The organism is Duganella flavida (assembly GCF_009857445.1).
GTDB classification, from domain to species: Bacteria; Pseudomonadota; Gammaproteobacteria; order Burkholderiales; family Burkholderiaceae_D; genus Rugamonas; species Rugamonas flavida.
In genome coordinates this window covers 48064-74584 of sequence record NZ_WWCN01000025.1, presented here as the reverse complement: position 1 = coordinate 74584, position 26521 = coordinate 48064, and the positions used below count along the sequence as shown (strand labels likewise).

At 62.9% G+C, this 26521-nt stretch carries 24 protein-coding genes and 1 pseudogene; 8 read left to right on the top strand and 17 right to left on the bottom strand.

Annotated elements, in window-relative coordinates; genetic code table 11:
* Window positions 1–478: pseudogene (locus GTP46_RS27385) on the bottom strand (DUF58 domain-containing protein); the annotation flags it as partial.
* 6 nt (window positions 479–484) lie between these two features.
* Entirely contained in the window at window positions 485–1405 is a 921-nt protein-coding gene (locus GTP46_RS27380) for an AAA family ATPase (protein WP_161009799.1), read from the bottom strand.
* Window positions 1406–1473: 68 nt separating this feature from the next.
* Between GTP46_RS27380 and GTP46_RS27375 the strand changes: the two genes are divergently transcribed.
* A complete protein-coding gene (locus GTP46_RS27375; RefSeq protein ID WP_161009798.1) occupies window positions 1474–2400 on the top strand; it encodes a histone deacetylase family protein in 927 nt (308 codons plus the stop codon).
* Here the strand turns inward: GTP46_RS27375 and GTP46_RS27370 are convergent.
* The 4 genes from GTP46_RS27370 to GTP46_RS27355 all read right to left on the bottom strand — a co-directional run bounded on the left by GTP46_RS27370 (window position 2397) and on the right by GTP46_RS27355 (window position 9770).
* Window positions 2397–3563 carry a zinc-dependent alcohol dehydrogenase gene (locus GTP46_RS27370; protein ID WP_161009797.1) on the bottom strand — a complete coding sequence of 389 codons (1167 nt, stop codon included), beginning with the start codon at window positions 3561–3563 and terminating at the stop codon, window positions 2397–2399. The genes GTP46_RS27375 and GTP46_RS27370 overlap by 4 nt on opposite strands.
* Before the next feature lie 92 nt (window positions 3564–3655).
* Entirely contained in the window at window positions 3656–5632 is a 1977-nt protein-coding gene (locus GTP46_RS27365) for an alpha/beta hydrolase family protein (RefSeq protein WP_161009796.1), read from the bottom strand.
* Window positions 5633–5694: 62 nt separating this feature from the next.
* On the bottom strand, window positions 5695–7683 hold the full coding sequence (locus GTP46_RS27360) for a right-handed parallel beta-helix repeat-containing protein (RefSeq protein WP_161009795.1): 1989 nt from the start codon (window positions 7681–7683) through the stop codon (window positions 5695–5697).
* 98 nt (window positions 7684–7781) lie between these two features.
* Window positions 7782–9770: an OPT family oligopeptide transporter gene (locus GTP46_RS27355; protein ID WP_161009794.1), complete on the bottom strand. Its 1989-nt coding sequence runs from the start codon at window positions 9768–9770 to the stop codon at window positions 7782–7784.
* A gap of 132 nt (window positions 9771–9902) precedes the next feature.
* Between GTP46_RS27355 and ylqF the strand changes: the two genes are divergently transcribed.
* Window positions 9903–10853, top strand: coding sequence for a ribosome biogenesis GTPase YlqF (ylqF, locus tag GTP46_RS27350; protein WP_161009793.1), 951 nt, complete (start codon window positions 9903–9905; stop codon window positions 10851–10853).
* 67 nt (window positions 10854–10920) lie between these two features.
* Here the strand turns inward: ylqF and GTP46_RS27345 are convergent, their stop codons facing one another.
* The gene (locus GTP46_RS27345; protein WP_161009792.1) at window positions 10921–11715 is read right to left on the bottom strand and encodes a DODA-type extradiol aromatic ring-opening family dioxygenase; all 795 of its coding nucleotides are present in this window, start codon (window positions 11713–11715) and stop codon (window positions 10921–10923) included.
* Window positions 11716–11989: 274 nt separating this feature from the next.
* On the opposite strand from GTP46_RS27345, the gene GTP46_RS27340 reads away from it, so the two are divergent.
* The 5 genes from GTP46_RS27340 to GTP46_RS27320 all read left to right on the top strand — a co-directional run bounded on the left by GTP46_RS27340 (window position 11990) and on the right by GTP46_RS27320 (window position 16698).
* Window positions 11990–13969, top strand: a complete 1980-nt coding sequence (locus GTP46_RS27340; protein WP_161009791.1) for a TonB-dependent receptor — start codon at window positions 11990–11992, stop codon at window positions 13967–13969.
* Complete coding sequence (locus GTP46_RS27335; protein ID WP_161009790.1) at window positions 13969–14850, top strand: cobalamin-binding protein; 882 nt, start codon at window positions 13969–13971, stop codon at window positions 14848–14850. The genes GTP46_RS27340 and GTP46_RS27335 overlap by 1 nt, the downstream gene beginning before the upstream one ends.
* Window positions 14851–14935: 85 nt before the next feature.
* On the top strand, window positions 14936–15592 hold the full coding sequence (locus tag GTP46_RS27330; RefSeq protein ID WP_161009789.1) for a thiol:disulfide interchange protein DsbA/DsbL: 657 nt from the start codon (window positions 14936–14938) through the stop codon (window positions 15590–15592).
* A gap of 22 nt (window positions 15593–15614) precedes the next feature.
* Window positions 15615–15947: a hypothetical protein gene (locus GTP46_RS27325; protein WP_161009788.1), complete on the top strand. Its 333-nt coding sequence runs from the start codon at window positions 15615–15617 to the stop codon at window positions 15945–15947.
* 4 nt (window positions 15948–15951) lie between these two features.
* Complete coding sequence (locus GTP46_RS27320) at window positions 15952–16698, top strand: SDR family oxidoreductase (protein WP_161009787.1); 747 nt, start codon at window positions 15952–15954, stop codon at window positions 16696–16698.
* Window positions 16699–16707: 9 nt separating this feature from the next.
* Here the strand turns inward: GTP46_RS27320 and GTP46_RS27315 are convergent, their stop codons facing one another.
* Genes GTP46_RS27315 through GTP46_RS27290 form a run of 6 tightly spaced genes read right to left on the bottom strand, consistent with a single transcriptional unit; the run spans window position 16708 to window position 22265 of the window.
* On the bottom strand, window positions 16708–17568 hold the full coding sequence (locus tag GTP46_RS27315) for an efflux RND transporter periplasmic adaptor subunit (protein ID WP_161009786.1): 861 nt from the start codon (window positions 17566–17568) through the stop codon (window positions 16708–16710).
* A gap of 29 nt (window positions 17569–17597) precedes the next feature.
* On the bottom strand, window positions 17598–17810 hold the full coding sequence (locus tag GTP46_RS27310; protein ID WP_229259124.1) for a DUF1656 domain-containing protein: 213 nt from the start codon (window positions 17808–17810) through the stop codon (window positions 17598–17600).
* Window positions 17788–19941, bottom strand: a complete 2154-nt coding sequence (locus GTP46_RS27305) for an FUSC family protein (protein ID WP_161009785.1) — start codon at window positions 19939–19941, stop codon at window positions 17788–17790. Before GTP46_RS27305 ends, GTP46_RS27310 begins: the two co-directional genes overlap by 23 nt.
* A 10-nt stretch (window positions 19942–19951) precedes the next feature.
* Window positions 19952–20449: a MarR family winged helix-turn-helix transcriptional regulator gene (locus tag GTP46_RS27300; RefSeq protein WP_161009784.1), complete on the bottom strand. Its 498-nt coding sequence runs from the start codon at window positions 20447–20449 to the stop codon at window positions 19952–19954.
* 49 nt (window positions 20450–20498) lie between these two features.
* Window positions 20499–21941: an efflux transporter outer membrane subunit gene (locus GTP46_RS27295; RefSeq protein ID WP_161009783.1), complete on the bottom strand. Its 1443-nt coding sequence runs from the start codon at window positions 21939–21941 to the stop codon at window positions 20499–20501.
* 9 nt (window positions 21942–21950) lie between these two features.
* Window positions 21951–22265 (bottom strand): DUF4148 domain-containing protein, encoded by a 315-nt coding sequence (locus GTP46_RS27290; RefSeq protein ID WP_161009782.1) that lies wholly within the window; start codon window positions 22263–22265, stop codon window positions 21951–21953.
* A 152-nt stretch (window positions 22266–22417) separates the two neighbouring features.
* Between GTP46_RS27290 and GTP46_RS29570 the strand changes: the two genes are divergently transcribed.
* Window positions 22418–22657 (top strand): hypothetical protein, encoded by a 240-nt coding sequence (locus GTP46_RS29570; RefSeq protein ID WP_202414459.1) that lies wholly within the window; start codon window positions 22418–22420, stop codon window positions 22655–22657.
* On the opposite strand, the gene GTP46_RS27285 is transcribed toward GTP46_RS29570, so the two are convergent.
* The 4 genes from GTP46_RS27285 to GTP46_RS27270 form a co-directional block, all read right to left on the bottom strand.
* The gene (locus tag GTP46_RS27285) at window positions 22650–23552 is read right to left on the bottom strand and encodes a LysR family transcriptional regulator (RefSeq protein WP_161009781.1); all 903 of its coding nucleotides are present in this window, start codon (window positions 23550–23552) and stop codon (window positions 22650–22652) included. The genes GTP46_RS29570 and GTP46_RS27285 overlap by 8 nt on opposite strands.
* Window positions 23552–24592, bottom strand: coding sequence for an L-glyceraldehyde 3-phosphate reductase (gene mgrA / locus GTP46_RS27280; RefSeq protein ID WP_161009780.1), 1041 nt, complete (start codon window positions 24590–24592; stop codon window positions 23552–23554). The genes GTP46_RS27285 and mgrA overlap by 1 nt, the downstream gene beginning before the upstream one ends.
* Before the next feature lie 77 nt (window positions 24593–24669).
* On the bottom strand, window positions 24670–25248 hold the full coding sequence (locus tag GTP46_RS27275; protein ID WP_161009779.1) for a superoxide dismutase: 579 nt from the start codon (window positions 25246–25248) through the stop codon (window positions 24670–24672).
* Between the two features lie 106 nt (window positions 25249–25354).
* Window positions 25355–26335 carry a LacI family DNA-binding transcriptional regulator gene (locus GTP46_RS27270; RefSeq protein WP_161009804.1) on the bottom strand — a complete coding sequence of 327 codons (981 nt, stop codon included), beginning with the start codon at window positions 26333–26335 and terminating at the stop codon, window positions 25355–25357.
* Window positions 26336–26521 lie beyond the last annotated feature (186 nt).

Genomic DNA, 26521 nt, shown 5'->3' with positions numbered 1-26521 from the left:
CCAGCCAGCCGCGCTCCGGCGCGCGCGCCGACAGCCTCAGCGCGCTGGCCGCGCCGGCTGCCACGTCGGTCACGTGGTGCGGCTCGCCGTCCAGCTGAAAACCCAGCCACAGCGCGTAGCGGTCGCGCCGCGTGCGGTTCAGCAGATGCAGCTCGAACTGCGCTTCTTCCCCTGCAAACACCGGCTGCGCGCGGCCCGGCGCCAGCTGCAGCAGCGCCAGATTCTTCGCCGTCAAATACATATCGGCCACCGCGCAGGCACCGGCAAAAAAGGTCAGCGCAAAGCCCAGGCCCAGGTTGTAATTGAGGGCGCCGATCAGCATCACCAGCAGCAGCACCGCGAAGCCCAGGCCAGCGCGCGTCGGCACAATGAACACGCGGCGCATGGTCAGTGTTACCGTGCCCGGTTCGGCGTCGCGCAGCTGGAACAGCCACTGGTCGCGGCCCTTGCGATACAAGGCTTGCAGCACCGCCACCATGATCCGCTACACCGGCACCGATGCTTGCAGCTGCAAGACCAGATCACGGCTGGCCAGCGCCACGCCGTGCGCCGACCTCAAAGGCCGCAAGCGATGCGCACACACCGGTACCAGCACCGCTTGCACATCTTCCGGCAGCACGTGGTCGCGGCCCTCCAGCGCCGCCCACGCGCGCGCCGCCTGCAGCAGCGCAATCGCCGCGCGCGGGCTCAGACCCTCGGCAAACATGACGTTCTGGCGCGACGCCGCCGCCAGCGCTTGCACATAATCGATCAATGCGGCCGAGGCGTGAATTTGCCGCAACCCTTGCTGCGCCTGGGCCAGCTCGGCGGGCGTCATGGCGGCCGGCAGGGATTTGAGCAGCACGCGCCGGTCCTCGCCCATCAGCAGCGCGCGTTCGGCCGCCGCATCGGGATAGCCGAGCGAGAGGCACATGAGGAAGCGGTCGAGCTGTGATTCCGGCAGCGGAAAAGTGCCGATTTGATGGGTCGGATTCTGGGTGGCGATCACAAAGAACGGCTCCGGCAGCGCGCGCGTGACGCCGTCGGCGCTGACCTGCCGCTCCTCCATCGCCTCCAGCAAGCCTGATTGCGTCTTCGGCGTGGCGCGGTTGATTTCATCGGCCAGCAGCACCTGCGTGAACACCGGCCCCGGATGAAACACAAAGCCATTCTTCTCGCGCTCGAAAATCGAAATGCCGTTGACATCGGCCGGCAGCAAATCGCTGGTGAACTGGATGCGGTTGAAGCGCAGACCAAGCGACACCGCCAGCGCATGCGCCAGCGTGGTCTTGCCCACGCCCGGCACATCCTCCACCAGCAAATGGCCGCCGGCCAGCAGGCAAGTCAGGGCCTGGCGGATCTGCAGCTCTTTGCCGACGATGATGTCGCCCACCTGCCGGGCCACGGCATGCAATTTTGCGGTCATGATATGTATGGTAGATTAGCGCCTGAGGGGATTCTATGCGAGAAACAGCTCGCAGCAGTAAAAATAACATGACCACAGCCATCTACAGCCATCCCGACTGCCAGCGTCACGACATGGGGGACTGGCATCCTGAATCACCAGCGCGCCTGCAAGCGATTGCCGACCAGCTAATTGGTTCGCACATCAGCGACCTGCTGGAACACCGCGAAGCGCCGCTGGTCGACATTGCCGACCTGGAGCGCAACCACAGCCGCAACGCCATCGCCCTGGTGCGTGACAACGTGCCCGATGAAGGCGATTGCTACCCGCTCGATGCCGACACCTCGCTCAACGCCTGGAGCTGGCGCGCCGCCCAGCGCGCCGCCGGCGCCGCCGTGGCCGCGACCAACGCCGTGATCGACGGCGACATCGCCAACGCCTTCTGCGCCGTGCGCCCGCCGGGCCACCACGCGCGCCCGGTCGAGCCGATGGGCTTCTGCCTGTTCAACAACGTCGCGGTAGCCGCCAAACACGCGCTGGAAGTGCGCGGCTTGCAGCGCGTGGCCATCGTCGATTTTGACGTCCACCACGGCAACGGCACCGAGGAAGCCTTCCGCAACGAGCCGCGCGCGCTGATGGTGAGCTTCTTCCAGCACCCGCTGTACCCGTACTGCGAGCCGCAGCCGATCACCGCCAACCAAGTCAACGTGCCGGTACCGGCCCACACCAAGGGCGATGTGGTGCGCAAAATCGTGACGGAGCAATGGCTGCCGGCGCTACACGCCTTCAAGCCGGACATGATCTTCATCTCGGCCGGCTTCGACGCCCACCGCGAAGACGACATCGGCGGCATGGGCCTGGTGGAAGCCGACTACGCCTGGATGACCGAGCAGATGATGGCGGTCGCGCGCCAGCACGCGCAAGGGCGCATCGTCAGCTGCCTGGAAGGCGGCTACAACCTGTCGGCGCTGGGCCGCAGCGTGGTGGCCCACCTCAAGGCGCTGGCGGAAATTTAAGTCCCCGGCCGCAGGATCACCTTGCGGCAGTTATCCTGCTTCTTGTCGAACAGGCGATAGCCCTCGGCCGCCTGCTCCAGCGGCAGGCGATGCGTGATGATGGCTTCCGGCTGCAGCTTACCTTGCTGGATGCGCTGCAGCAGCTCCGGCATATGGCGCTGCACGTGGGTCTGGCCACCGCGGATGGTGATGCCTTTTTCAAAGGCGTCGCCAAACAGGAAGCCGTGGATAAAGCCCGCATACACGCCCGGCACGCTGACGATGCCGCCGCGCCTTACGGCGGCGATGCACTGGCGCAGCGCGGCGCCGCTGCTGCCTTCCAATTTGAGATTGGTGAGCGCGGTCTCCAGTGTGCTGCCCTTGGCTTCAAAGCCGACGGCGTCAATGACGGCGTCAACGCCGCGATTGGCAGTGTGGCTGATGATGACCTCCGCCGCATCGGCATGGTCAAAATCAATCGGCACCACGCCGTAAGCGGCGCGCGCGAACTCCAGCCGGTAGGCATGATGGTCGACCATGAAGATGGTCTCGGCACCCAGCATGCGCGCGCAGGCGGCCGCCATCTGACCCACTGGACCGGCGCCGAAAATCGCCACCGTGCTGCCGGGTTTGACCTCGGCATTGAGCACCGCCTGATAACCGGTGGGCAGGATATCGCTGAGGAACAGCACCTGCTCGTCGGTCAGCGCAGCCGGGATTTTGATCGGCCCGACGTTGGCCTTCGGCACCCGCGCAAACTCGGCCTGCCCGCCCGGCACGCCGCCGTAATTGTGGGTAAAGCCAAACAGCGCGGCGCCGGGGCGCAGCGATTTTTTATTCATGATCGTGCCGCGATCTGGATTGGTGGTCTCGCAAGCGGAGTACAGCGCCATGTCGCAGAAATGGCAGCTGCCGCAGGCGATCACGAACGGCACCACCACACGGTCGCCTTTTTGCAGTGTGGTCACAGCGCTGCCGGCATCGACCACTTCGCCCATGAATTCATGGCCGAGAATATCGCCGGCCTGCATGCCCGGCACCTTGCCCCGGTACAGGTGCAAATCGGAGCCGCAGATGGCGGTGGCGGTAATGCGGAGAATGACGTCGTCGGCTTCCCGTAAAACGGGATCGGGAACCGTATCGACTTTAACCTCGTGGGCTGAATGATAGACAAGTGCGCGCATGGCAGGCCTCCCTGAACTGGTGAGGCCCCATCATGCAGCGCGTGGCCGGCGCCCGCTGTCGGCGCACCGGCCACGCACAGGTAGGAGCGCGCCTAGTTGGCCAGGTTCTTGTTGAGGAAGGCCTCGACCCGCTGCCAGAAGGCGATGCGGTTGTCTTCGTGACGCCAGCCGTGGCCTTCGTTCGGATAGACGATGAACTCGACGTTCTGGTTATGCTGCTTGACGGCGTCACGGAAGCGGGTGGCGTGGTCCAGCGTCACGCGCCGGTCTTCGACGCCGTGCGCCATCAACAGCGGCTGTTTCAGCTCGGCTGCGCGCACCAGCGGCGAATAGCGGCGGAACAGTTCCGCATCCTGGTCCGGATCGCCGATCAGCGTGCGCAGCGAGTAGTTGAGCGTCTCGCGCGAAGCGTCCGAATGCGGCGCGCTGAAACGCAGGCCAATGTCGGTCACGCCGGCCCACTCCACGCCGCAGCGGTACAGCTCCGGCGTCTTGATCAAGCCCATTAACGTAGCGTAGCCGCCGTAGCTGGCGCCCATGATGGCGATGCGCTTGGGATCGGCCCAGCCCTGCTTGACCGCCCACTGCCCGGCGTCGGCCAGATCGTCCTGCATGGCCATGCCCCATTGCTTCATGCCGGCCTCGAAGTGCTGGTAGCCGAAGCCGGTGCTGCCGCGGAATTCCGGCTGGATCACCACGTAGCCGCGCGTGGCCAGGAACTGCGCCTCGGCGTCCCAGTCCCAGTAAGCGCCGCGCACATGCGGGCCGCCGTGCACCAGCACCACCGCCGGCCGCGGCCCGGTTGACTGGCCCGGCGGCAGCGTCACATAGGCTGGAATGCTGCGGCCATCGCGCGCCGTGTAGCGGTGGAAGTCGCGCAAGCCCATTTGCGCCGGATCGATGCCCGGGTGCGCTGCGCCGAGGCCGGCCAGCTTGCCGCTGGCGCGCTCGTAGATGATGTACTGGTCGGGCTGGCGGTCGGACGACGCCACCACCAGCAGCGTGGGCGAGGCCAGGCACTCGGCGCTGCAGCGGATGGTGTTGGTGGTGGCCGGCAGCAGGGCGTCGATCTTGGCCTGGTCGGCCTTCATCTGCGGGTTGAGCCAGTAGGTGGTGCCGGCATCGGTCTGCAGGTGGATGCCGAGCAGGCGACGGCTGCTGCTGTCGATTTCCGGCGTGCCGGCAAAGTCAAAGCCCGGCACCGAAATGAACGGCTCCTTGGCCAGCTGCATGGCCTTCAGGTCGTAGCGGAACAGCGCGCCGTAGCCCTGGTGGTTGGCGCGCACGTACAGCGTATCGTCGCCGTCGAAGAACAGCGGCGTGAACAGGCGGTCCTTGAAGCAGTTGCCGCTATCGAGCTCGCGCCAGCCGCTGTCGCTGGCGTGGCGGTAGGAACTGATGCAGCGGCCCTGCAGGCGCGACATCGCCACCCGCGGCACATCGTTGGCGTCGGTTAGCCACTCCTGCACGGCGGCCGGCTGGGTGCCGTCCAGCAGGTCGTTGAGCTGGCGGGTACGGGTGTTGAGGCGGTACAGGCGCGAATGGTCGGGCTGCGGATCGATCTGGTTCCAAGTGTATTTCTCGACGATGATATCGTCCGAGCCATCGTGCGTGACGTCGTTGAAGAAATAGTCGGCGGTCAGCACGCGCGCCTTGATCATGGTGCCGGTGGCTTCGCGGGTGTGCTCCCAGTTGCCGCTGATGAGGTGCGTCAGGTTGGCGCCATCGCGGTCGGCCGCCATTTCATCGAGATTACCCTCAAACTCGAGGCGCAAGTTCTTGATGGTGAAGCCAATGCGGTTTTCATTGACCCAGTGGACGGCGGTCAGTACCTCCTGGGTGGAGGTCTTCATGATGAGCTTGAACTTGGCCAGGTCGCGCGTATCGCGCACGACCAGCACCGTTTTACCTTCCGGCAGCGCCGTTACGGACGCGACATAGCCGCCCTTGGGCGACAGGCTGACATGGCTGATTTGCGGGGTCTCGAAAAACTCGGTGGCACTGGGAGCGGCGGCACTGGCGCCGGTGGCCAGCAGCGCGAACAGCAGGGGAAGCAGGGAAGTTTTCATACTGCCTCTATGATTGCGATGCGGCAATCATAGAGGTGACTTGCTTTTTTGTCTATTGCTTTTTAATTACTGTAGGCGTTCACACCATACTGGAACTTCGGCATGTTGCGCTGGTGGGCGCCGGCATCGATGCCAGTGTCGGTCCCATTCGGCGCCGGCACGTTAAAGTTCGGCAGGTAGGCGCCAGTGCCGTAGCCCAGCGAGCTCGGTGATAACTGGAAATTGCCGTGTTCCGCGCCCGGCGTCGACAGGAATACGCGGCCGGTGGTATAAGTCGCCGTGGTGACGTCGTTGTACACGGTGCTGCTGTACACCGGCAGCGCGGCAGTGCCGGCGGCCAGCACCACGCGTTTGCTGCTGCTGCCTTGCTTGCCGTTCGATTCAAGCATAGCGGCGCCGTTATAATCTATGGTGCCGTCATAGGCATCGTAGTCAAAGTCATTCGCGCCGCACACTGAGTTCAACCGAATCGCGCTGCGCCAATTTTTGCTGGTGGTCATCAGGTTATTGCGGAGGACGATGTTGCAGGTATCGCCGCCGGCTTTGTTGATGAACCCTGCCGCGCCCAAGCCATATTGCAAGGCGCCGATTGGCGCCGGCTGCAAATTGGAGTTATGGAACAGGTAGGCGCGGCCACCGTTGACCACCGGCTGGTCGCTGCCCACCTTGAAGAAGACACCGTGGTCGCCGTCATCCTGGTTTTCCATGTTGGGACTGCCCATGCCCACAGTATCGGTCAGCACATTGCGGAATGCGTATACCGGTCCCTGCGAGGTGGTTGCCAGCGCAATGCCGATATACGTGTGATGCAGGTAGTTGCCCCAGATCCGCACATTGCGATTGGCGCCTTCCGACTCGATGGCATCGTCGTAGGTGCCGGAAATGTCGTTGCCATAGATATCGGAATCCGCATTCGGGAAGCCTTCAAACGTGAAGTTCGACAAGCCGCCGATACCGTCGTTGAAAAAGTGTCCCGGCGTCGAGTAGATCGTGTTGTAGCGTGCAACGTGATTGCTGCCGCAGTGGCTGAGCATGATGGCCTGGGCGGAATTCGGGTGGCCATAAGTCCAGTGTACCGAGCCGTAGCGTGGGTCGTGAATCGTGTTGCGCTGGATGATCACCCGCTGTGGTCGGGACGCTGGTGCAACCGGCGTGTTCTCGCAATAGATGCCCGCTTCATACTCCGTGCCGGGCACGATTTTGTTGGTCGGCACATAGCCTGGGCTAGCTGGTGCTTCGGTTCTTGTCGGCGCCGAGCCAAAACCGCTGATATCGTTTTTCTCGATGATCACGTCATGGGCGGACGACAGGATTTCAATGCCCTGACGCTGGCAGTTCTTCAAAGTCAGGCCGCGAACAATCACATACGACGCTGAAATCCGCACGCAGCTGTATTCCTTGGGCAGGTGCTGATCGGCTTCGCCCATGTCGATAGTGCTGCTTTGGCCCTCCGGTGCGGTATAGAGCGTATAGGCAGTTGGCGTGCCGGAGACATTGACGGTGTAAGTCGCGGCGGACGTCACCGGCAAGGTGATGGTCTGGCCGACCGGTACGGCATTGGACCAGGTGCTTTGCGTGGTGCTGGCCGTGGTGCCTGGTTCATCGGCCAGCGACAGTGAAATTTCGTAGTTGGCGCCATCGGCCAGTTCGACCAGGCTGCCACGGTATTCGCGGTTGCGCGGATCGAACCAGAGTGGCAAGCCGTCGCGCCAGCTGGAGTCGCCTTGCTTGCGGAATTGGACGCGGGCGCGCTTATCGATGGTAGCGCCAGCCGGTGCCCAGTAAATGCCGATCGAGTTGAAGGTCGCGATGGTGGTCAGCGGTGCTTCATAAGATGGCAGGCCGCGGCGAAAGCGCATATTCGGATCATCAGAATAAGGATCGACGGCGGCTGGATAGGCCCACTGGCCTGGCGGAGTGCTGGTGTAGGCCGGGCTGCTGGCGTTGGCGTTGTTCGCCACGAAATCCGGTATCGTTTGTTGCGCCAGGGCGGAAGCCGATAACGCCAGCGAACTGGCGAAAATGGCGGAGGGCAGGGCGGGCTTGTTCATGGAATTCCTAGGGTGTGGGAAGGAACTCCGTATGATATCTAAATCACAATCTTAAATTCTCACTAATTGTAACGACTCAAGCCCGCCCTTGTTGCTGCTTAGCCGTGCACGGCCTGGCCGCTTTTGGCCGACCAGCGGTACAAGCCCCAGACGATGGCGGTGCCGACGATCAGGGCGATGGTCATGGTCTGGCCTTCGCTCATGCTGTTCGCAATCGCCAGCGGCTCGCCTTTGCCCGACAGCACGATCAGGCCGGCCAGCGCCACATTGAACAGGCTCTCGCCGACGATGAAGCCGGACATCACCAGCACGCCGATGCGCTTGGCTGCTTCGCCGCCAACCTTCTTCTCGACCGCGCGGTCGAACAGGTAGCCAGTAATGGCGCCGATCACCACCGGCGTGATCACTGCGCTTGGCAGATAAATCGCCAGGCCCACGCCCAGCGGCGGCAGACTGTACTTGCCGTTGCTGGACGATTTCAGCACGAAGTTAATCAGCACCAGCGCCAGGCCGATCAGCACGCCGTAGCCCAGCAAATCCCACTGCAGATTGCCGCCGATGACGCCCTTGGCCAGGGTCGAAATCAGCAGCGCCTGCGGTGCGGCCAGCGGCTGGTCCGAGATCGAATCGAGATTCGGCGCGCCGACGAAACCGTTGGCGTGATTCAGCAGCTCCAGCACCGGCGGCACCACGCAGGAACCGGCGGCTACGCCGATCAGCAGGCCAACCTGCTGCTTCCATGGCGTAGCGTTGACCAGCTGGCCGGTCTTCAAATCCTGCAGATTGTCGTTACCGATCACGGCCACTGCCAGCACCACAGTGGTGACGAACAGCGCGTAGGCGATCAGCGCCTGCGCCACTTCCGGGCCCATCACGGTGCGGCCGACCATGCCCACGCTCAGCGCGGCGCCGAGGATGGTCAGGATGGCGATGCCGGACACCGGCGAGTTGGACGAACCGATCAGGCCCGCCATGTAGCCGCACACGGCCGCCGCGAAAATACCGGCGATCAGGATGTAGCCCACGCCCACCGCCACCAGCGGCACGGCCAGCGACATCAGCGGGCCGCCTTGCAGGAAGCTGGCCAGCAGCCAGCCGGCCGGCACCAGCGACAGCAAGGTCACCAGGCCAACGATGAAGATCGGCATGTCCATTTCCGTGCGCTCCAGCACTGCGCCTTCCAGCTTGGCTTTGCGCGCGGTGTCCATGGCCGACTTCAGGCCGCCGAGAATCGGCTTGGCCAGGCCGGCCAGCGTGATAATCGCGGCGATGCCGATCACACCGGCACCCATCATGCGTACTTGCTTGGACCAGATGCCGAGCGCGTGGCCGGCTGCGTCAACGCCGGCGGCGGCTGGCGTCAGGGACGTCATCAGCGGCACCAGGATGCCCCAGGCGATCACCAGGCCCGCCAGCATGGCGATGCCGACCGTGATGCCCATCAGGTGGCCAGCGCCGATCAGGGCCAGCGAGCTGGAAGCGCCGATGCCGGTGGCGCCGACGCTGCTGGTGCGGAAATAGATCGCCACTTCGCCGGCCATCACCTTGGCGGCGGCGCCGGCAGCGAACAGGGCCGAGGTCAGGCTGCCCCACACCACGGCGCGCAGACCGGCTTTACCTTCGGCTGCGCCGGCGCGCGAGGCCATGCCGACCTTCAGCACTTCAGCAGCGGCCACGCCTTCCGGATACGGCAGGTCGGACTGCGACACCAGCGCGCGGCGCAGTGGTACCGTGTACATCACGCCGAGCACGCCGCCGACGGCGCAGGCGCCAAAGGTCGGCCAGAACGGCACGTGGGCCCACCAGCCGATCATCAGCAGGCCGGGCAAGACGAAAATTACCGAGGCCAGGGTGCCCGCTGCGGAGGCAATGGTCTGGACGATATTATTTTCCTGGATGGTGGCATCCTTGAACGCGCTGAGCAGCGCCATCGAGATCACCGCGGCGGGGATCGAGGTGGCGAAGGTCAGACCGACTTTCAGGCCGAGGTAGACCTGAGCGGCAGTAAATACCAGCGTAATCAGAATGCCCAGAATAATCCCGCGAAGCGTAATTTCCTTCGGGTTGGACGGTGCAGCTATGCTCATCTTCAGCACTCCGGAGTTGTAGTAGGTTGTTATTTGTTTAATTAAAGGGACGACGCGCCTCATGATAAACGAATCCCGCGCCCGTAAGCAGGTAAAATAGCAGGTTGTCAGAACGTTTTAGAAGGTCAGAGCATGTCGATACAATGGTACCCAGGGCATATGAACGCCGCCAAGAAGAAGGCGGCGGAACAGATGGAAAACACCGATCTGGTGATCGAAGTGGTCGACGCGCGCCTGCCCGAGGCCAGCACCAACCCGATGGTGGAAGAGCTGCGCAAGTTCCGCCAGCGTCCATGCCTGAAGATCCTCAACAAGATCGACCTGGCCGATCCGGCCGCCACTGCCGCCTGGACTGCGTACTACAACGCGCAGGAGGGCGTGACTGCCTACGCCATGACCACCAAGAAGCCGGCTGACGTGGCGCGCATTCCGGAGCTGGCCAAGCAACTGGCGCCGCACCGCGGCGTGCCGACCAAGCCGCTGCGCATCATGATCATGGGGATTCCGAACGTCGGCAAATCGACGCTGATGAACGCCTTGCTGAAAAAGCGCGTGGCCAAGGTGGGCGACGAGCCGGCCGTGACCAAGCAGCAGCAAAAGCTTTATCTCGACAAGAACACGGTGCTGGTCGATACGCCGGGCATGCTGTGGCCGAAGATTGCGTTGCCGAGCGATGGCCTGATGCTGGCCGCCAGCCACGCGATTGGTTCGAATGCGCTGATCGAAGAGGAAGTCGCCGAGTTCCTGGCCGGCGAGCTGCTGGTGCACTACCCGGAACTGCTGGTGGCGCGCTATGGCTTTAAAGAGATCGAGAAGTTCGATGCGATCGGCGTAGTGGAAGGCGTGGGCATGAAGCGCGGCTTCCGCCAGAAGGGCGGCGACCTCGATTACGAGAAAGCCGCACACACCTTCCTGGGCGACTACCGCAGCGGTATTTTGGGCCGCATCTCGCTGGAGACGCCGGACACGCGCGCGGCGCGTCTCGCGCAGCACGCGGAAGAAATGGCAGTGAAGGCAGCCGAGAAAGCCGCCATCGCCGCCGAAAAAGCCAAAGCCGCCGCCAACGGCAAGCGCGGCACTTAAAACCCGGGGTCAGTTCTGCCAATCGCACACGAGCTCATGTACCAATGGCAGAACTGACCCCGGATGTTTAGCCGAAGCGGAAGCTGCTGACTGCGAGGCCGCCCATGAAGGCGTCTTCATGGTAGGGTATTTGCGCTGCTTCGTTTTCTGCGGCGCCCAGTACCACCATTAAGGGTAGCAGGTGCTCTTCGCGTGGATGCGCCATGCGGGCTGCCGGGGCGCTTTCCCATTTCATCAGTTGTGCGCTGCGTTCTTGCGGCGGCAGTGCCATGGTCTGCTGCAGCCAGCCATCGAACGCATGCGAGGCCGATGCGCCAGCTGCGTTGAACGCGCGCAGGTTGTGGAAGCTCAGGCCACTGCCGATAATCAGCACGCCCTGCTCGCGCAGGGGCGCCAGCAAACGGCCGACCTCCAGGTGGGTCTGCGGATCCAGCCCATATTTCAACGACAGCTGCACAATCGGCACATCGGCTTTCGGATACACCGGATACATGGCGCTAAACGTGCCGTGATCGAAACCGCGCTCGCCATCCAGCAGCGCCGTGTGGCCGCCCGCCTGCAGCAGTTGCTGCACTTGCGCCGCCAGTTCCGGCGAGCCAGGCGCGCTGTACTGCACCTCGTAGGTGTGCGCCGGGAAGCCGCCGTAGTCATAAATCATGGGCGGCTTGGCCGATGACGACAGCATGAATTCACGGCCTTCCCAGTGCGCAGTAATCACCAGCACCGCTTTCGGCGTGACGCCGATCTGGCGCGGAATGTCGCGCAGCGAGGCGTCCAGCTTGCCGTACAAATGGCCAACCTGGTCCATCATGAACGGCCACGGACCGCCGCCGTGGGACAGGAAATAGGTAGGTAGTTTCATGGTGAGCTCCTTAGATGCTTCCACTATAAGCACTCACACCCACGCAATCAATACTGCAAATATAGATGGATCGTATCTAAAAACTGAATGATCTTGGCAAGCGTATAATATGCCCGTCTGGCGCCAGGGAAACACCAAACCAAGGTGTGCTGCCCCCGCAACCGTATAGCCCGGATACCGGCCAGACCAGGTGGAAGCTGCCCAGCGCAGCTTCCGTACGCTTCCAGCCTGCGGGGACGCAGGCGGATGGCTTCTATAGAAAACGATAACAACCATGATCTCCGTCCGTCCGCGCCTGCTGGCTGCTGCTGTCTCCCTGTGCTTCACTGTTCCTGCCATGGCCGAAGATGCCGCCGCACCGGCCGGCGCCGCGCTCGCCACTGTCACCGTGAGCGGCTCGCGCTTTGATGCCGACCCGTCGTTGGCCCCCATCGGCGCCACTATCATCAGCGCCGACGAAATTCGCCGCGCCGGCGTGAGCGACGTCAATGCGGCCATCCGCAAAATTGGCGGCGTGTATGGCCGCCAGTCGCTGGACGGCAGCCCGGATTTCGGCCTCGACCTGCGCGGCTTCGGCACCAACAGCAGCCAGAATCTGGTGATCGTGCTGGACGGCGTGCGCCTGTCGGAAAATGAATTGAGCAACGCCATCCTGTCGACCATCCCGATCGACACCGTGGACCGCATTGAAATCACGCGCGGCGGCGCCAGCGTGTTGTACGGCGACGGCGCTACCGGCGGCGTGATCAACATCGTCACCAAACGCGCGGCCGCCAACACCCGCCGCGCTAGCATGTTCGTCGAGGGCGGCCAGTTCCGCGCCGGTGAAGTGCGCTTGTCGGGCGCGCAGGCCTGGGACGGTTTTGCCGCCGACGCCACGCTGGATACCCAGCGCAGCGATAACTACCGCGATAACAACGACTTCAAACAGACCAACTTCAGCGGCGGTGCACAATGGTTCGCCAATCAGTTTGACCGCGTCGGCTTCCGCTACGAAGGCGCGCGCCAGGACATGCGTTTTGCCGGCTCGTTGAAAGAGGCTGAATACAACGCCAATCCGCGCCAGACCACCACGCCGAACGACAACGGCTCGCTCGACAGCGACCGCCTGACCGTGTTCGGCCAATACCGCGTGGCCGGCCACGACCTTGCCGCCGATCTGTCATACCGCAAGAAGACGGTGGAAGCAGTCTATTTCTCCGACTTCGGCCCATACCGCAGCACCTACGAAAGCAAGACCTGGCAGTTCTCGCCGCGCGTGCGCAAGCTGGGCGCCATCAACGGCATGATCAACGAGCTGGTTGCCGGCATCGACTTCACCAAGTGGGAGCGCACCGGTGTGGCCGATTCCAGCGGCTTTGCTGCCTCCAACGCCGACGCCAACCAGAAATCCAAGGCGCTGTATGTGCGCGACGAGTTGCGCTTTGATGCCGCCCACGAGGGCCGCATCTCGGCCGGCGTGCGCCGCGAAATCTTCGACAAGGATTTCAGCGATCCGCTCAACTACGCCACCACCGGCTACAGCGTGGTGCAAGGCCTGAACGCATGGGAACTGCAAGCGAGCTATATGCCGGTTGCCAGCCTGACCGTGTTCGGTAAGCTGGGCCAGAGCTACCGCGTGGCCAACTCGGATGAAAATGCCGTCACGCCTAAACTCAACAAGCCGCTGGCGCCGCAGCAGTCGCACGACGCGGAGCTGGGCCTGAGCTACGCTACCGCCATGCAGAAGATCACCGCGCGCGCATTCCGCCACAACCTGACCAATGAAATCTTCTACGATCCGACGCTGAACTTCGGCGTCAACACCAATCTGGATCCGACCCGCCGCCAGGGCTTGGAGCTGGATGCGGAACAAAAGATCGACGCTGCCTGGTCGGTCAGCGCCCACTACCAGCACGTGCAAGCCAAGTTCCGCGCTGGCGTCAACGACGGCAAGGAGATGGTACTGGTGCCGAATAACACCCTGACCACACGCCTGGCCTGGACCGGCGCAGGCCAGACCGCCGACGTTGGCGTGCAGTGGGTGGACAAGCAGCGCTACGGCAGCGACTTCACCAACACCTGCGACGGCGAGATTCCTTCCTACACCACGCTGGATGCACGCTACGCGCGCAAATTCGGCCAGTGGGAGTGGGCCGTGTCGGGCCAGAACCTGGCGGACAAGGAATACTTCTCGCAAGCCTTCGGCTGCAAGAGCGGGATCTATCCATCGAACGGCCGCCAGCTGAAAATCTCGGCGCGTTACGAGTTCTGATGCGTAGCGCCGCCCTGATCTCGCTGGCGCTGGCATGCGCCGCCACGCACGTCGCGCATGCGGCCGTCACCGTGCAGGACGACGCCGGCAACAGCGTCACGCTGGCCAGGCCGGCACAGCGCGTGGTCTCGACCGCGCCGCACATCACCGAACTGCTGTTCGCGGCGGGCGGCGGTGAGCGGGTGGTTGGCGCCATGAGTTTCAGCGACTATCCGGAAGCGGCCAAGCGCATCCCCGTGATCGGCAGCGATGCCACGATCGACATGGAACGCCTGCTGGCGCTGCGCCCGGACTTGCTGGTGGTCTGGCAAACCGGGAACACCGAACGCCAGCTGGCGCAGCTGAAAAGCCTCGGCATTCCGATCTTCTACAGCGAGCCGAAAAAGCTGGAGGAAGTCGCCACCAGCCTGACCCGCCTTGGCCAGCTACTGGGCACCGACGCTGTTGCGCAGGCAGCCGCGCGCGACTACCGCCAGAAAATCAGCAAGCTGTCCGCCGCCTACGCCCAGCGCCCGCCGGTGACGGTGTTTTACCAGATCTGGGAAAAACCGCTGTTCACGCTCAACGGCGAGCATATCGCCAGCGACGCCATGCGCGTGTGCGGCGGCCGCAATGTGTTCGCCGGTTTGAAAGTGACGGCGCCCTCGGTCAGCACCGAGGCCGTGTTGCAGGAAAATCCAGAAGCCATCATCGGCGGCGAGCGGCATGACAGCCAGTCCGGCATCAACATCTGGAAGCCCTACAAAGGCTTGCAGGCGGTCCAGCGCAACAACCTGTTCATGCTGGACGGCGAACTGCTGGTACGCGCCACGCCGCGCATCGCCGACGGTATCGCGGTGTTGTGTGACAAACTGGAGACGGCCCGCAAGCGCCGTCCTTAAGGCCAGCTTAATACCTAGGCCGAAGCGGGGAAAAAATGGTAATCTCCCCGCGTTTGCCACTCATCTCATTATTTGAAGGATTGTTATGCGACTCCTGAACTTCCTGCGCCCACTGCTTGCCACCGTTGCCTTCATGGCCGCCGCTGCCGGCGCCTCCGCCGCCGATTTCAAGGATGGCCTGGACTACAACACCGTCAACGGCCCGCGTCCGGAGACCGGCAAAAAGGTCGAGGTACTGGAATTCTTCATGTACCACTGCCCGCACTGCAATGCACTGGATCCGGTGCTGGCTGACTGGGTGAAAAAGAACAGCGATAAAATCGTCTTCAAGCGCATGCACTTGGGCGACGACGCCCAGGCCAAGGCCTTCTACACGCTGGAAGCGATGAACGTGACCAACCTGCATGAGAAACTGTTCTACGCTATCCACGTAGAGCGCAACCGCCTGAACACCGACGCCGCGCTGCTGGACTTCCTGGTGAAGAACGGCGTGGACAAGGCCAAGTACCTGGAAGCGTTCAACTCCTTCGGCGTACAGACCAAACTGAAACGCGGGCAGCAAGTGGCGGCGCAGTATAAACTGGATAGTGTGCCGGCCCTGGTGATCGACGGTCATTACACCACCTCGCCGGCTGTGGCAGGCCACGGCCTGACCGCACCTGCGGCAGCACATGCCGCCATGTTCGCAGTCGTCGACAGCCTGGTAGCGAAATCGCTGCAGGAACGCGCCGGCAAGAAGTAATCAAGGAAGGAAGGGTAGGGCGATGAAATTCCCACGAAACGAGCGTGAAGAGGCCGAGGCTGAGGTCATGAAGATTTACAAGGAATCTTCGCCTGCGCTGGAGACCTTGTTTGAATGGGCGCACGTCAACCACCTGGCGTGGAGCCTGGTGGTGGTGTTCCTCGGCCTGATCTTCTGGCTGTGCGTGGCGCTGGTGAATGCCGAGAACCAGCGCAACGCGCTGACCACCAAGCAGTGCATGGATCCGGTCTTCAAAACGGAGCTGGATAAAAAATGCCTGCGCACGGTGCAGTCGCGTGACCACTGGTGGCAGCACCTGACGTACGCGCTGTCCAATCTCAGCCCCGCCCAGTAAGCCTATGAAACAGGTGATGCTGGTGACCGGCAGCAGCCGGGGTATCGGAGCCGCGACCGCGCTGCTGGCCAGCCGGCGCGGCTACGCAGTCTGCATCAATTACCACAGCAACGCCGCTGCGGCCGAGCGCCTGCGCGCGCAAATCGTGGCCGAAGGCGGCGAGGCCATCGCCGTGCAGGCCGACGTCGGCGTCGAGGCGGACGTGCTGCGTTTGTTCACCACCATCGACGAAGAACTGGGGCCGCTGACGGCGCTGGTCAACAACGTCGGCGTGCTGGAACAACAGGGCAAGCTGGCCGACATGTCGGCCGAGCGCCTGCAGCGAGTGATCAACACCAATATCCTCAGCTATTTCCTGTGCAGCCGCGAGGCAGTGCTGCGCATGTCCACCGCGCGCGGCGGGCAGGGTGGCGGTATCGTCAACGTGTCGTCGGGCGCCTCGCGCCACGGCGGCGGCAATGTGTATGTCGACTATGCGGCGTCCAAGGGCGCGGTCGATGTGCTGACGCTGGGTTTATCGAAAGAGGTAGGCCCGGAAGGCATCCGCGTGAATTGCGTGCGACCGGGGATTATCTACACCGAGATCCACGCCAGCGGCGGCGACGCTGGCCGTGTCGACAAGCTGGCGTCCACCGTGCCGCTGGGACGCGGCGGCCAGCCTGAAGAAATCGCCGAGACGATTTTGTGGCTGCTCAGCGAGCAATCCTCTTACGTCAGCGGCGCGATTATCGACGCCGGCGGGGCGCGCTAATTTTTTTCGCTAGCCGCGAATCACCACCGTGCAGGTGGTGCCAGCCACCAGATCCAGATTTTTCGGTTTGTCGTCGATGTGTATGCGCACCGGGACACGCTGCGCCAGGCGCACCCAGTTGAAGGTTGGGTTGACGTCGGCCAGCAGTTCGCGGCCCATGTTGGCGTCGCGGTCGGTGATGCCGCGCGCGATGCTTTCGATGTGGCCTTGCATCAGCGCTTCGCCGCTCATCATGTGGATCTCGACCTTGTCGTTCACCTTCAATAGCGGCAGTTTAGTCTCTTCGAAGTAGCCCACTACGTAGAACGATTCGCTGTTGATCAGCGCCAGCTTGGCCGAACCGACGGCGGCGAAATCGCCTGCGTGCACATTCAAGTTGGTGACGTAGCCGGTGACCGGTGCGCGCACCACGGTGCGCTCCAGGTTCAGCTCCGCGAGATTGCGCGACGACAGTGCGGCCTGATACTGCGCCGACGCCGTGCCGACCGCCGCTTCCGCCGTCTCCTTGCTTTCGGCCGAAACGATGGAGCTGTCCAGGCCCGCGCGGCGCTTGGCCTCCTGCGAGCGGCGGCCTTTTTCCACCTGTTGCGAGGCTAGCATGGCGTTGGCCTGCGTCAGCGCGTTTTCGTAGCGCGCCTTATCGACCACGAACAGCACATCGCCTTTTTGCACCAGCTGGTTATCGTGTACCAGCACCTCGGTCACGGTGCCGGCGACGTCGGCGCTGATGGTGACCACGTCCGCCTTGACGCGGCCATCGCGGGTCCATGCCGAGTCCATGTAATGGTCCCACGCCGAGCGGCCCATCCACAGGGCCGCCGCCAGCAACAGCATGGTCAGGCAAAATCGGAAAATTTTAGAGACGCTCATAGAACTCATTGAACTCATAGAAGGTTAAATTATTTATACAAGGTGACCAGCAGGGCGCTGAAGATGCAGACGAACATGGACAGCCGTACCAGCGCCGGGTGCCAGCTGCGGCGGTACGCGCCGATGTAGCTCAGGCCCGCGTCCAGCACCAGCTGCAACAGCACGGCGATCAGGAACACCGGCAGCACGCCGGGTAGCAGCACACCAAAAAAATCGACTTCACGCGGCAGGTGTTGGAACATGGGGTTCTCCGGAAAGCTGGTCCAGCAAGGACGTGTAGATGGAATGCAGGTCGGTCAGCGCAGTGTGCAGGCGTGCGCGCCGTTCTGGATGGGCGTCGGCCAGGGCCGCGCGCACGGCGGTGCCAGCGTCGAGGATGGCGCGCAGTGCTGCTTCGCCGCTGGCGTGCGACGGTGCGTGCAGATAGGCGGTCAGCAGGCGCAGGACTTTTTCCAGGCTGTCGCGCGCGGCGCCGGCGTGCGAGGCAGCGATTAGCTGGCGCAGTTCGATGATGGCGTGGCCCAGTTCCAGCAAGGTCAAACCCTGGCGCACTACGCTGCGCGTTTCGGCATTTGGCGCGGGGCCGGCGGCGGCGTTCAGTTGGCTGAGCAAGTCGCGCACACGGTTGTCGAAGCGGCGCTTGAGGCGATGCAGTTTGGCAGTGCAAGCGGTTTGCGCTTCGCGCCACAGAGCTGTCGCCACGTGGTTGCGGTGGCCCATGGTGTGCTCGGGCAGCACCACCTTGAACATCAGGTAGGCCACTGCTACGCCCATCGTCAGCGATAGTTCGCTGCTGATGAAGGATTCGACGTCGTAGCGCATCAAGTTGGTCGGCACCACCAGCGTGGCGCAGAACATGCCAAGGCCGACGCCGACGCCGCCCCAGCGCGGGCTGCTGCTCAGGTATGCGCCGAAGGCGAACAGCGGCAGTGCGGCCAGCACCAGCGGGTAGAAGTTGTCGGCCTTGGCCACCAGCAGGAATTCGGTGATGAAGGCCAGCGGCATGGCGATCAGGAAGCCAATCAGCACTTGCGATACCAGCACGGTGGGGCGCGGCGAGGAGGAGGCCAGCGCGCAGAAAATCGTCGCCATCAGGATGGCGTTGACAGTGGCCGGCCATGCGAGCCAGTACCACATGGCGGCGGTGACCAGCAGCGTGGCGGCGGCGCGGAAGCCGCTGGCGGCGATGATGGCGGGCGGCGTCTTTGGCGAGTAGGAGCCGGGATCGCTGACTTGCTGGCGCTTCTGCTGCGTCAGGCCGTGATACAGCACGGCGAAGTCGGCGAGATCGCCGGCGAAGCGCTGTAGCAGTTCGACGGCGGTGTCGAAATCGATTTGCTGCGCGCGGTCCAGTGCTGGACCGGCGGCCCATTGCGCGCGTGCGGCGGCGATGTCGTTGGCCAGTGCGTTGCGCATCTGCGCAAGGCGCGCTGCAGTCAGGTCGTTGCGCAGTGCGGAAGCCATGTGCGCTTCCAGTGGCGCGACCAGCGCCAGCACGCGGTCCGTGCCGGCCATCGTGCTCGCCGCGCGCAGGCGGTGGCTCAGGCGATGCAGCGTGTAGAAGGTGGTCAGCGCCGTCATGAAGGCGGCGTTAAAGGCGTGCAGCTGGCGCGTGTGCGAGCGCGAATGGCCTGCTTCAAAGAAGGCAGCGGCGCGGCCCGATTCCAGGGCAGCGATATCAGCGGCGAACTTCAGGTGATTCAGCTCGGCGTCTGCCGGTGTGATGCGCTGCTCCAGCACCTTGACGCAAAAGTCGATAAAGCCTGCGTAGCGTTCCTGTACGGTGCGCATCACGGCGCGCGAGTGGCGGCGCGGGAAGATCACATCATGCACCACGGCGGAACAGATAATCCCCAGTCCCACCTCGGTCACACGCGTGACGGCCAGTGTGAATACATGGTCCGGCGCATCGACCGCCGGCGTGGCGATCATCACCGCCGTGTACCCGGCCAGCACGAAGCTGTACGACTGCTGGTTGCGATGCATGGCCGCGCCGCCTGTGCACAGCGCCACCCACAGCGCCAGGCCGAGGAACAGCATGACCGGCGTTTGCGGGAACAAGGCCACCAGCGCCAGCGCGGCCGAACATCCCACCAGCGTACCGAGAAAACGATAGAACGCCTTTTCCAGCACCATGCCGCTGCTAGGCATGGCAAGGATAATGGTGGTGGCAAGGGCGGTGTAGGGAGCGTCGAGACCTAGCCGGAAGGCCAGCCACAAAGCAGAGAAGGAGGCCAGCATGGCCTTGGCGACGAAGATCCAGCGTTCGCCTTCAGTGCTTGCCCAGCCGGCGGTTTCGGAAGAAAGCCACCGGAGCACTCTCCGCGCCGCGCTGTGTTCCTGGGAGGGCTGGGCGGCTGGAGAGGCGTTCATGTGATGAGGTCTAGCTAATAGATTCTAAGTTGTCGAGCTGCCGTTTCAGCAGCGATTCCAAAAGTTTTACTTCTTCCGCGCTGTAGCCGTCGTAGGCACGCGTGGTTTTGCTCCAGACTTCAGGCAGCACTTGTTCCGCCAGCGCGCGGCCGTTGTCGGTCAGCGAAATCATCACGCAGCGACGGTCGCCAGGACGATTGCCGCGCGTGATCAGGCCTTGTGCTTCCAGGTCGTTACACACGCGCGTCAGGTTGGCCGGCTTTTCCATGCAGGCCTCGCCCAGCGTGGACGCGGTCGAGGTCTCATTGTCCGAACCGTACAGCACTGCCAGCACCATATAGCTGGCATCCACCAAGTCGTACTTGCGCAAGGCGGCGTTACTTAAATCCTTCATCCGTTTCTGGATGTGATAAGTCATGCGCACCAGGCGCATAGCGTCCTCTGGGAACTCCGGTATTCGGGCATGGATATTTTTTAGGCGTTTTTTAGTCGCTTCAAAACTACTCATTGCCACTCCTCTGATATTTTTGGAAAGGATTGATTGTACTATCTAAGTATCAATGTGAATCCAGTTTTATGCCCCCACCCAGCGCAGACATCAACAATGCGAAGTTATCCAGTTGTTTGCTAGCCACTTGCGCCATCTGCTGCTGTTCGTTCAATAAGGTCAGCTGCGCGTTGATCACATTCAGCGTGTCGGTCAGGCCGGCTTGGTAGGCGCGTTCCGCCAGTTGCTGTTGGTGCTGCGCCGATGCCAGCGCGCGTTGCGCCAGCTGGTCCTGCTGCTTGATCGATTCGATCTTCACTACTGCGTTGGCCACGTCCGACATGGCCTGGATCACGGCGGCGTTGTACTGCTCGACCGCGCCGTCGTAGATCGCGGTCTGGTTACCGAGCTGGCTGCGCAGGCGGCCGCCCTCAAATACGGGCAGACTGACGGCCGGCGTGATGCCGCGCATCTGCGAGCCTGATTCTAAAAAGTGACCGAAGCCCAGCGACTGCACGCCGACAAACGCCGCCAGGTTGATGTTCGGGTAGAAGTCCTTCTTGGCGCTGTCGATGCGCGAACTGGCTGCTTCCACGCGCCAGCGCTGTGCGACGATATCGGGACGACGCCCCACCAGCTCCGCCGGCAGGTTGGCAGGAACCGCCGCCTGTGCTCCGGCTTGCGCGCCTGCCTTGAGGGTCAGCATTGGCCGGGCGATCGTATCGCCGTCGCCCGGTCCCTTGCCAATCAGTGCCGCCAGCTGGTTGCGCAGCAGCGCAATGGCTTCGCCATGCTGCTCATGCTCGCGCCGTCCAGCGGGCAGCGTAGTTTCAATGCTCGTTACTTCAATATCGCTGGCCAGTCCGGCCGCCTTGCGGCGACGCGTGATGTCCAGGATGCGCTGGCGCTGCGCCAGATTCTCCGTCACGCTATCCAGCAGCGCGTACTCCAGCGACAGCTGGATGTAGGTGCGGACGATGGAAGTCTCCAGCGTCAGGCGCGCCATTTGCGACTCGGCCGCTGCCATGTGCACATCATCCAGCGCAGCGGCCAGCGCATCGCGGTTGCGACCCCACAGATCCAGATCGTAGGAACCGGATAGCGTGGCCGTGTTCTTCCACGCGTAGTTCCCTGCGAGCGGTGCGGGGATCGTGCTGTGCGCCGAGTACAACTCGCGGTCGGCGCTGGCCGATGCATCCACGCGCGCTTGCGTGGCGGCTTTGCTCACGCCGGCCAGGGCTTCGGCCTGGCGCACGCGGGCCAGCGTCGCGCGCAGCGAGGGATTGTCACTCAGCGCGGTGTTCATCAAACGGTCCAGCTGCGCGTCGTGCAGGACTTCCCACCACTGCTCTTCCGGCCACGCCACGTTGGCGCTGGCGGCGCTGAGCGCCTTGCCGGGATGGAGGTCGGTGGATTTGAGCTGCACGGCTTGCGGCTTGACTTTGCCCATGTCCGCACAGCCGGCCAATACTGCTACGGCGATGACGACGGCGGCGGACGCGAGCTGTTTCACGGGTGCTGCTTACTTGGCGTTGTGCTTGCGGGTCTGGGCGACGTCGAAGTCCGCCTCGGTTTCCAGCAGGGTGCCGTTTTTGCGGGCTTCCAGGAACTCAGCCTGTACTTCGGCGCGGGTTTTACCGGCTGCCTGAACTTTGACCGATGCCAGTGCGCTGTTGGCCACGCTGTTCTGGGCAGCGGTGGTGGTGGCAGCGGCGGTGGTTGCAGCCGGGGTAGCCGCGGTCTGGGCGAAAGCGTTAGTCACGGTGGTGGCAGTGGCGGCGATCGCAAACGCCACGGTTGCGGCAGCGGTCAGCAGGTGCTTGGTGGTTGTGCTCATGATGTTCTCCTTGGTTGATGGCTTAACTATAGGGATGAACATTACATTTGTAAAGTAAAAAATTCCTATGAGCACGATAGCCTTTTGTGCGGACTCACACCGACATATAGCGGACGCGGTGGTTCAATAGTTTTTTTGACAAGGAGACCGTCATGGCTGACAGTACTTTAGACCCGGACAATATCCCGGTAGGCACTGATCGCAAGCTGGGCAGTGGTCACGACAAGCGCACGCTGGGACCGAGTGACACGTCCGACAGCGGCAGTGACCTGGTAGGTGAGTCCGGCAGCGATCTGGATAGCGATACCGATGCCGAGGGCACAGGCGAAAGCGATGTGCCGTTGAAGCCGCAGCGTGAGGAACGCCGCGACTGGTCGCGCACCTCTAGCTAGCGGCGCTCATCACGTCGGCCAGCCAGTCGACGAACACACGCACGCGCGGCGACAACTGGCGCTGATGCGGATATAGCACCGACACCGGCATCGGGCGCGGGCGCCACTGCGCCAGCACTTCGACGAAAGCGCCGCTGCGTAGCTGCTGCTCAACGTGGTAGCGCGGCATCTGCACCAGTCCGAGGTCGCTGGCGCAGCAGGCCGCGTAAGCCTCGGCGCTGCCGACCGAGACGCTGCCCGGCAAGTGAATGCTGCGCTGTTCGCCCTCGACGATGAAATCGAAGGGGAACAGCTTGCCGGTAGCGGAAGAGAAAAAATTGACGGCGCGATGGCCCTGGCTGAGCAAGTCATCCAGCGTCAGCGGCGTGCCGTACTGCTCAAAGTACGCCGCGCTGGCACAAGTCACCTGCTGCAGGCTGGCGACGCGGCGCGCCACCATGCTGGAGTCGCGCAGCTCGCCCACGCGCAGCACGCAATCGACGCCGTCGCGCACCAGATCGACCAGCCGGTCGCCCATGCCGATTTCTAATTCAATGCCGGGATAGCGGGCAAAGAATTCCTTCAATCGCGGCAACACGTAATGGCGCGACAGCGTGCCTTGCAAATCCACGCGCAGCTTGCCGCGCGGCGCCGCGCCGCTGTTGCCAAATCCTGCCTCGGTCTCCTCCACATCAGCGAGGATGCGTACGCAACGTTCGTAATACGCTTGCCCGTCCAGCGTGGTGCTGACGTGGCGCGTAGTCCGCTGCAGCAGGCGCACGCCAAGGTGCGCCTCCAGCTGCTTGATGGTGTAGGTGGCCGTGGCGGCCGGAATCTGCACATCCTCCGCCGCCTTGCTGAAACTTCCCAGCTCGACGATGCGGGCGAATATGCGCATGGCATTGAAGCGGTCCATTAGCGGTGCGAGGACGACCCGGCCCAGAGGTTGATGGCGCCTTCCTGCGCTTGCGCGTCGATCTGCGCCAGCTCTTCTGCGGTGAAGGCGAGGTTCTTCAGCGCCGCCACGTTCTCGCGGATTTGCGCAGCGTTGCTGGCGCCGATCAGCGTGGAGGTGATGCGCGCGTCGCGCAGTACCCAGGCCAGCGCCATCTGCGCCAGCGTTTGTCCACGGCGCTTGGCGATTTCATTCAGGCCGCGCACACGTTCCAGATTGGCCACGCTCAAATGCGATTGCAGCAACGAGCCGCCGCCCGGGCGGTTGACGCGCGCATCGGCCGGTACGCCGTTCAAATACTTGTCGCTCAGGATGCCTTGCGCCAGTGCAGTGAAGGTGATGCAGCCGATACCCTCCTGGCCCAGCGTGTCGAGCAGGCCGTCGGTTTCGATCCAGCGGTTCAGCAGATTGTAGGACGGCTGGTGGATCAGGCACGGCACCTTCCATTCCTTGAGCAGGCGCGAAGCTTCCGCAGTCTTCTCTGCTGAGTAGGAGGATACGCCGACGTACAGCGCCTTGCCTTGCTGGACTGCGTGCGCCAGTGCGCCCATGGTTTCTTCCAGCGGCGTATCGGGATCGAAGCGGTGCGAGTAGAAGATGTCGACGTAATCGAGGCCCATGCGCTGCAGCGATTGATCGAGGCTGGCCAGCACGTATTTGCGCGAGCCGCCGCCCAGGCCATAAGGGCCGGGCCACATATCCCATCCGGCCTTGGTGGAGATGATCAGCTCATCGCGGTACGGTTTGAAGTCTTCCTTGAACAGGTGGCCGAAATTGGTTTCAGCGGAGCCGTAGGGCGGGCCGTAGTTGTTGGCGAGGTCGAAGTGGGTGATGCCCAGGTCGAAGGCGGTGCGCAGCATTTCGCGTTGCGAGGCGAGGGTGTTGGAATCGCCAAAGTTGTGCCACAGGCCGAGCGACATCAGCGGCAGTTTCAGGCCGCTGCGGCCGCAGGTACGGTACTGCATTTCTTCATAGCGTTGCGGGGACGCGAGGTAGGTCATGCGTAATCTCCGATGTGATAAAAAAAGCCCGCAGGCGCGGGCGCTGCGGGCTTTCTGGCTTAGGCTGCCGGGATCGCTCAGGCGAAGTTGGCGGCAGCGAAGTCCCAGTTGGCGAGCTTGAAGAAGGTCTCGATGAACTTAGGACGAGCGTTGCGGTAGTCGATGTAGTAAGCGTGTTCCCACAGGTCGATGGTGATCAGCGCTTTGGCATCGCTGGTCAGTGGGGTAGCGGCGTTCGAGGTGTTGACGATGTCCAGCGAACCGTCAGCCTTTTTCACCAGCCAGGTCCAGCTCGAACCGAAGTTGCCAACGGCCGACTTGGTGAACTCTTCCTTGAACTTGTCGAACGAACCCCATTTCGCGTTGATGGCTTCAGCCAGCGCGCCTTCTGGTGCGCCTTTGCCGTTTGGCGTCAGGCTGTTCCAGAAGAAGGTGTGGTTCCAGATCTGAGCCGAGTTGTTGAAGATGCCGCCCGACGATTTCTTGATGATTTCTTCCAGCGACAGGGCTTCGAATTCGGTGCCCTTGATCAGGTTGTTCAGGTTGGTGACATACGTTTGGTGGTGCTTACCGTAGTGGTATTCCAGCGTTTCTTGCGAGATAGCAGGCGCCAGGGCGTCGATTGCATAGGGCAGAGGTGGCAGGGTATGTTCCATTGTTCTTCCTTTGTGTAGGTGTTAAAAATGTCGAAACGCCCACCATTGTAAAGCGGATGGGCGACGATCGCTGAAAAGTCCGGCGTTTTGTGTGGGTTAGCTGGCGTTACCGTACGCGGCGGGTGGTTTCGCGCACAATCAGCTCTAGCGGCGGCACCTCGCCGCACGCCGCTTCGCCGTTGATGATGCGCAGCAGCGCCTGGGTGGCAATGCGGCCGATGTCGTACAGCGGCTGGCGGATGGTGGTCAGCGGCGGCGTGGTGTACGACGAGCCCGGCAGATCATCGAAGCCGACCAGCGAGATATCGTCCGGCACCCGGATGCCCTTGCGGTACAAGGCCAGCCTTGCACCGTAGGCGCTCAAGTCATTGGCGGCAAACACGGCGGTGAAATGCTGGTGGGTGTCGAACAGGCGGTTCATGGCCAGCATGCCGCTGGCCTCGTGGTAATTACCCTCGACGATCAGGTTCTCGTCCACCGGCAGGCTGGCTTCCTGCAGTGCGCGCTTGTAGCCGGCCAGGCGCTCGTCGGCGTCGGCGTTGTTGGACGGGCCGGAAATAAAGGCGATGTGGCGGTGGCCCAGCTCGATCAAATGGTGCACGGCCAGGTAGGCGCCGTATTCATTGTCCATCTTGAAGCCGAGCGCGGTGCGGGTTTTCAGTGCGCGGCCGGTGGAGACGATCGGGCGCTGGGTGGAGAAATTCAGCACCGTGTCGTCGGCCATGCGGCCCGACAGCAGGATGATGCCGTCCACCTTGCGCGCCAGCAGCAAGCGGATGCGCTCGGCTTCCTCGTCGGCGTTCCAGTGGCCGCTGACGATCACCGAGGCGAAGCCGGTGCCTTTCAGGCCATCGTCCACGCCGCGCAGGGTTTCGTCGAAGAAGGGCGAGGAAATATCCTGCACCACAATGCCGATGGTCATCGAGCGGCCTTTTTTCAGGCCCTGCGCCATCTGGTTGGGCGCAAAGTTCATCGCCTCGATGGCTTTCAGCACGGCCTGGCGCTTGTCGTCGGAGACCTTGGCAGTGCCGTTCAGAATGCGGGAAACCGTACTGGGCGACACTCCCGCCTGGCGTGCAACATCCATCAGGGTCGATGGGCCGGGGGAACGGGAGCTATCTGCCAAAGTATTTCCTTTATCGATGTAGTTATGAAAACCTTTTCTGCTCAAGATTACCATATTCTAGGGACATTCCGCCAATTTGGAGAGTGACAGCGGATTGACTTTCTGCTGTTGGCGGTATTTAATGGCCGGGTGTTTGAAAACGTTTTC